We start from the raw sequence: 5,499 nt of genomic DNA on the forward strand, positions 1-5,499 counted from the left end.
GGGTCGGCTGCTGACCTCTGGCGACGTGGATGGCAACCGGCAGTTGTGCACGGCCGTGTCCCGGTAGACGTGTCATAGGTGTGCCCCCGGTGGCGGGGCACACCTTTGATCCCGGGGCGTCCGAATCCCCGCTCGCGAAATATGCGAGAAAGGCTATGAGCGCGGCCGAAGAATTTCGCGACGCCGGCAGCAGGCGGATGAGCTGTGGACCGAAGTTTAATTTGGGCAGCCCGTTGCGCTGGCAGCCAACGTCCACATACGATTAATTGCTATCGATCAATTCGCTGTTAGGCAACCAGCGGGGGTGTCACCACATGTCCACCAACACGGCTCGACAGTCGCCTGAGCTCAGCAGATCAAGTCACACCAACGGTCAGCAGCACTCTTCCTGGCCATTCATCGCAAAATTGTGCCTGGCCGGCGCGATCTTTGCGGTGGGCGTGATGTTCACGCTTCACTCCAGCTTCGTCGGCGTCGCCGTGGGGATCTGTCTTATCGGCCTGATCTTCGCGCACGCCCTCGAGTTGCAGCACGAAGCCTTGCACGGCCTGGCGTTCCGCAGCCGCCGGGCCAACGAGATCGCCGGCATTTGCCTCGGTCTGCCGATGCTCGTGTCGTTCGCCGACTACCAGGTGAGCCATCTGCGCCACCACCGCGACCTTGGCACGGACCGCAACCGTGAATTCTTCGACTACGGCGACCAGTACGGCGCCGGCAACCGCGGTCGCGCGTCCCGATTCGCCCTGTTGACCGTACGGTTCCTCATGTTCAACCACTACCGGCAGTTCGTGGCCAAGCTGTGGCTGACCGTCACCGGTCGGCAGTTTCCGGGGGAGACGCCGGTCAGTTCGCGCCGCATCCGGCGCGATCATCTCGTGATCCTGGGTGTGCTGGCGCTCACGGCAGCGCTCTCCGTGGCCGTCGGAGAGCCGCTGGTTCTCACCGCCTGGCTGCTGCCGCTCGTGCTCGTCGCCTGCCCGGTGCACGCGCTGATCGAGCTTCCCGAGCACTACGGTTGCCAGACCGACACCCAGGAAGTTTTCCTCAACACCCGGACGGTACGCACCAACCGAATCGTGGTCTGGTTCGTGAACGCCAACAACTACCACGTCGAGCACCACCTCAAGCCACGCGCACCCTTCAGCGAGCTTCCGTCGCTGCACCGCGAAGTGGCGCCGCAAAGCGCCCACGTCTCCGACGGCTACCGCCGGATCCTGCCCGACCTGCTCGGCGCGATGTGGCGCCCGAAGACCGACCGCGAGGCGGCCTGATGGCCTTCGGTGGGGCAGCCTTGCGCAGTGGCGCCGCACTGGCGACAGCCGCGCCGCGCTCTCAAGCAGGCCGAGGCAGAATGCCCGGCGCTGGATTGCTGACTTGCTGGAAGATCACCAAGGTGCGGAAGCCGGTGACCTCGCGCCGTTTGCTGAGCCGGTCGAGGAGGAAGGCGTGCAGCGCGTCGAGATCGGGCACGCCGACGTGCAGGAGGCAGGTCTGCCCGGGTCGCTCGCTCCATCCGTGGCCGGGCCGCCGCCGCACCGATGGCAGCCATCGGTCAACACCGCTCACCCGGGGCGTCTCTCGTAGCCTGCTCATGCTCTGCGAGCTGCTCGGCCTGTCCCCGAGCACCACAGCAGGAAATCAGCCGCGCGGCGCGTACATGATGACGGCGACGCCGATCAGACAGATCACCGCGCCCGTGATGTCCCACCGGTCCGGCCGGAACTTGTCCACCACGACGCCCCAGGCGAGGGAGCCGGCGACGAAGATCCCACCGTAGGCGGCCAGGATCCGGCCGAAGTTCGGATCCGGTTGCAATGACGCCGCGAACCCATACACACCGAGAGCCACGACGCCGGCCGCGATCCACAGCAACCCGCGATGCTCCCGCCAGCCCTGCCAGATCAGCCACGCTCCACCGATCTCGGCCACCGCCGCGAGAACGAACAAGATGAGGGAACGCGCGACGGTCACGACGAGTCTCCCTTGACGGCGATTTCGACGAACGGCAACGGGCAGTACGGGCTGTCGGCGCAGATAACCAGATCGTCGCAACCAGCCGCCACCGCCCCGCGTAGCGGTCCCGGATCACCGCCAGGCCGGCGACTTTCTGCTCCACCTCGACCAGCTTCGCCTGCGCTCGGGCTCGCAACCCCGGCTCCGGCTGTCGGCCATGCCGGTGAGTGCCCACCTTCATCAGCTCAGCGACCTCGTTCAGGGTGAACCCGAGCCGCTGCGCGGTCTTGATCACCCGCAGGACCGTGACCGTCTCCGGCGGGTAGCGCCGATGCCCACCAAGCGCCCGATCCGGCTCGGCCACCAGGCCCCGCCGCTCGTGGTAGCGCAGCGTCTGCTGGTTCACCCCGCCGCCTCAGCCAGCCGTACCCGCAGCCGGTCAACCCGCTGCACGCCGACCACGGCCGAGGTAAACAACTCGTCGAACTCGGCCGGCCGCAGCGGCTGCTCGGCCGTCGGCAACGTGCACGCCTGCGACAGCCACGATCCGTCAACCAGGGACTTCATCTCGGTCATGTGCTGACGGTAACCCGGTACCCAGGTACAGCATGCAAGCCTGATCGGCCATCGGGCCCGGCAGGTGTGCGCTGCTCAGTCGACCATGACGGCGGAGACCGACGACACCGGCACCGGCCCGGCGCACCGGGAGTCGTTCGACCGGGCGCGGTTGTCGCCCATGACGAAGACGGAGCCGGCGGGGACGGTGACCGCAGCGAATCGCCGCGGCCCGCAGTGGTCCGGGTTCGGCGGATCGTCGAGCGACGCGTCTTCAGCCACATACGGCTCGGCCAGCGCCTTACCGTCGACGGTCACCCTGCCCGAGGTGTCGCAGCAGGCGATGGTTTCACCGCCGACCGCGACGACGCGTTTGAGCAGCGGAGCCTGATGGTCACCCCAGAGACCGCCGGGGGAGCGGATCAGGACGATATCACCGTGCCGTGGCTCATAGGCGCCGGTGACTGTCCGTGCGGTGACGACCTGGCCGGCTTTGACCGTCGGCTCCATACTGACGCCGCCCTGGGTGAACTGTTCGGTGGCTCCCGTCTCGGTCGCGTCACCGTCGCCGCAGCCAGCAAGAGCCACCACGAGAAGGAGCACCATCAGTCCGCGCACCCGACGGATCCTGCCAGAAGCGGCGGTGCCGTGCGGTCCGCCGGACGCGATGCTACCCGTCGCCCTACCCGACGCGATGTCGGAGTGGCTGCTGCGGCTGACCCCCGGACGCCGGCTTCGTCGTCAGACAGGCGATGGTGGATTATCCGCACGTTACGTCCATTGCCCGCCGCCGGCTCAGGCAAAGCGATGTAAGGTCTCCGATAGTCGCAAGTGGACTACCTCTCACTACTGCTCACGGGAAGAGGCGGCATGGCTGGTGTGAGTGGCGACGGCGATGCGAAGCCGGCGACGGCGGCCCGGATTTACGACTACTACCTCGGCGGCACCCACAACTTCCCGGCTGACCGAGAGGCCGCGCAGGCGATGCTGCAGGTGCTGCCGTTGGGGCCGCAACTCGCCAAGACGAACCGCGCCTTCCTGCGGCGTGCTGTGCGGTACCTCGCCGAATCCGGGGTGCGTCAGTTCCTCGATATCGGCTCCGGCATCCCCACCGAGGGCAACGTTCACGAGATCGTCCAGCAGGTCGAGCCCGACGCACGCGTCGTCTACGTGGACATCGACCCGGTGGCGGTCGCGGAGAGCTTGGAGCTTCTTGAGGGCAACCCGCTGGCGACCGCGGTCAATGGTGACCTGCGTGATCCTCAGTCGATCCTCTCGCATCCGCAGGTCACGGCGATGCTTGACTTCGAGCGGCCGATTGGCCTCCTGCTGGGCGCGGTCCTGCACTTCGTGTCCGATGACGAGGTCGCGTACGACGCGGTAGAACAGCTGCGCGCCGCACTCGTGCCCGGAAGTTGTCTGCTCGTGTCCCATGCGACGGCGGACGAGGTACCCCACGACCAGGACGAAATCGACGTGGCCCATGACATCTACCGGCGCAAGACCGCCACGCCGCTCGGCCTGCGCACCAGGTCTCAGATCGAGCGCTTCTTCGCCGGGCTCGACCTGGTCGAACCGGGCGTGGTGTGGCTACCGCTGTGGCGACCCGCTCCAGACGACCCGCAGTACTTCGCCGATGACCCGAAGCTCAGCGCCGGGCTCGGGGGAGTCGGGCGGGTCCCGTAGCCGCACGGGATCGGCAGTTCGCCGTTTCTCCGCGAGCTGATGACGGTGCAGACCGAGGGTGACTGCGCTGGCAGCACATACCGGACACGTAGCGGGGCTACCAGCGGGCCGACGGACTGATCGCGTCGGCGTGTTCGCCGAGGAGATCGGCGTACATGTCGACGTCCACGGTGTCGTGGTGGCAGCGTGCCAGGAGCTGGTTCAGTCGCTGGGCGATCTCGTCCGGGTCGAGGTCGAGGCGTTCGCACAGGTCACGGTGCGCGTTCACGATCGGCTCGGCGATTTCTTCCGGTTCGGTGCGGGCGATGTGGTAGGCGTCGCGGAGGTGTCCGGACAGTTCGTCCCAGACGAGAATGGCTTCTTCGACCAGGTCGAGCGCGGTAGGAATCGCGGGGCGGGCGCACAGGATCTGGACTTCGGCGGCCAGGCGGTGCCCGGCGGCCTCCACATCGGAGATCTGCCACCTGCTATCGGCGGTGGCCTGCGACGCGTCCCGGACCGCGGCACCGAAGTCGGCGAGGCCGGACGTGTCGGCGGCGTCGAGCATGCCGGCCTCGGCCAGCAGCAGAGTGGCGAACAGGCGGTCCCGGGCCGCGTGCCCCGCCACCAGGTCGGCCAGTTGGCGGGGCGAAAGCCGCTGCACCGCCTGAAGGTAGTGGGCGTGGTCGGGTTCGACGGGGACGGCGTCGCCGGGTGGGGTCGCTGCGCCGGAGAAGGCGACACCGGCGTCGAACGCGGTCAACGCTGTCGCCACGCCGTGCGCGCACAAGTCTTCACCGGCGATTCCGCAGTCGCAGTCGCCGGTGAAGATCCCGTCGACGATGCCCACCCAGGGTTGGAAGACGACGTCGTGGTCGCGTACCACCGCCTGGACACCGCCACCGGCGGGCTCCAACTCGCCAACGCTGCTCTCGGTCAGCAGCCGCGCCGCGATCTCACCCACCTCCATGGGGATCGAATCACGAAACGCCTCAACATCGATGCGGACCGCCACGGGCGTACACCCTACCGGCCGGACTGGAGGCGGGCTGCGCGCATACGCCTCGCCGGTCTTGACACCACTACGATGTCGACGGGAAGACTGTTTAGGCAAAAATGCCCGATAACCAGCAACTGACTCCGGGAGATCCGATGCTGAGCGACACTGACCTGCGGCACCTGCGCCGGTGCGTGGAACTGGCCGCCGAGGCGTTGGAGAAGGGCGATGAGCCTTTCGGCTCGGTGCTCGTCGCGGCCGACGGGACGGCCCTCGCCGAGGACCACAACCGGGTGGCGGGTGGCGATCGGACTCGCCACCCGGAGTTT

Annotated in this window: 7 protein-coding genes and 1 pseudogene; 2 read left to right on the top strand and 6 right to left on the bottom strand. The window is 67.6% G+C overall.

Annotation, left to right across the window (positions count from 1 at the left end; all coding sequences use genetic code 11):
- The first annotated feature begins 443 nt into the window (after positions 1 to 443).
- A complete protein-coding gene (locus Vqi01_RS29815; RefSeq protein WP_204038468.1) occupies positions 444 to 1,271 on the top strand; it encodes a fatty acid desaturase family protein in 828 nt (275 codons plus the stop codon).
- A 61-nt stretch (positions 1,272 to 1,332) separates the two neighbouring features.
- Here Vqi01_RS29815 and Vqi01_RS31855 read toward each other — a convergent pair whose 3' ends face one another.
- The 5 genes and pseudogenes from Vqi01_RS31855 to lepB all read right to left on the bottom strand — a co-directional run bounded on the left by Vqi01_RS31855 (position 1,333) and on the right by lepB (position 3,126).
- On the bottom strand, positions 1,333 to 1,593 hold the full coding sequence (locus tag Vqi01_RS31855) for an Lrp/AsnC ligand binding domain-containing protein (RefSeq protein WP_504740176.1): 261 nt from the start codon (positions 1,591 to 1,593) through the stop codon (positions 1,333 to 1,335).
- Between the two features lie 45 nt (positions 1,594 to 1,638).
- Positions 1,639 to 1,971, bottom strand: a complete 333-nt coding sequence (locus Vqi01_RS29825) for a YnfA family protein (RefSeq protein ID WP_204038470.1) — start codon at positions 1,969 to 1,971, stop codon at positions 1,639 to 1,641.
- A gap of 163 nt (positions 1,972 to 2,134) precedes the next feature.
- Positions 2,135 to 2,359: pseudogene (locus tag Vqi01_RS31200) on the bottom strand (MerR family transcriptional regulator); the annotation flags it as partial.
- Positions 2,356 to 2,529 (bottom strand): hypothetical protein, encoded by a 174-nt coding sequence (locus tag Vqi01_RS29835; RefSeq protein WP_204038471.1) that lies wholly within the window; start codon positions 2,527 to 2,529, stop codon positions 2,356 to 2,358. The pseudogene Vqi01_RS31200 and the gene Vqi01_RS29835, both read right to left, overlap by 4 nt.
- Positions 2,530 to 2,604: 75 nt before the next feature.
- A complete protein-coding gene (lepB, locus tag Vqi01_RS29840; protein WP_204038472.1) occupies positions 2,605 to 3,126 on the bottom strand; it encodes a signal peptidase I in 522 nt (173 codons plus the stop codon).
- Positions 3,127 to 3,378: 252 nt separating this feature from the next.
- Here lepB and Vqi01_RS29845 point away from each other — a divergent pair, with 252 nt between their 5' ends.
- Positions 3,379 to 4,194: an SAM-dependent methyltransferase gene (locus Vqi01_RS29845; protein ID WP_204038473.1), complete on the top strand. Its 816-nt coding sequence runs from the start codon at positions 3,379 to 3,381 to the stop codon at positions 4,192 to 4,194.
- Between the two features lie 97 nt (positions 4,195 to 4,291).
- On the opposite strand, the gene Vqi01_RS31205 is transcribed toward Vqi01_RS29845, so the two are convergent.
- Positions 4,292 to 5,188 (bottom strand): hypothetical protein, encoded by an 897-nt coding sequence (locus Vqi01_RS31205; protein ID WP_239098773.1) that lies wholly within the window; start codon positions 5,186 to 5,188, stop codon positions 4,292 to 4,294.
- Positions 5,189 to 5,499: the final 311 nt, after the last annotated feature.

Source organism: Micromonospora qiuiae (assembly GCF_016863555.1).
GTDB classification, from domain to species: Bacteria; Actinomycetota; Actinomycetes; order Mycobacteriales; family Micromonosporaceae; genus Micromonospora; species Micromonospora qiuiae.

What these genes read in the sequence shown, in the direction of transcription:
- Vqi01_RS29815 (WP_204038468.1), top strand. Translation starts at nt 444, where the DNA reads ATGTTCACGCTTCACTCCAGCTTCGTCGGCGTCGCCGTGGGGATCTGT.
- Vqi01_RS31855 (WP_504740176.1), bottom strand. Translation starts at nt 1,593, where the DNA reads ATGAGCAGGCTACGAGAGACGCCCCGGGTGAGCGGTGTTGACCGATGG.
- Vqi01_RS29835 (WP_204038471.1), bottom strand. Translation starts at nt 2,529, where the DNA reads ATGACCGAGATGAAGTCCCTGGTTGACGGATCGTGGCTGTCGCAGGCG.
- Vqi01_RS29845 (WP_204038473.1), top strand. Translation starts at nt 3,379, where the DNA reads ATGGCTGGTGTGAGTGGCGACGGCGATGCGAAGCCGGCGACGGCGGCC.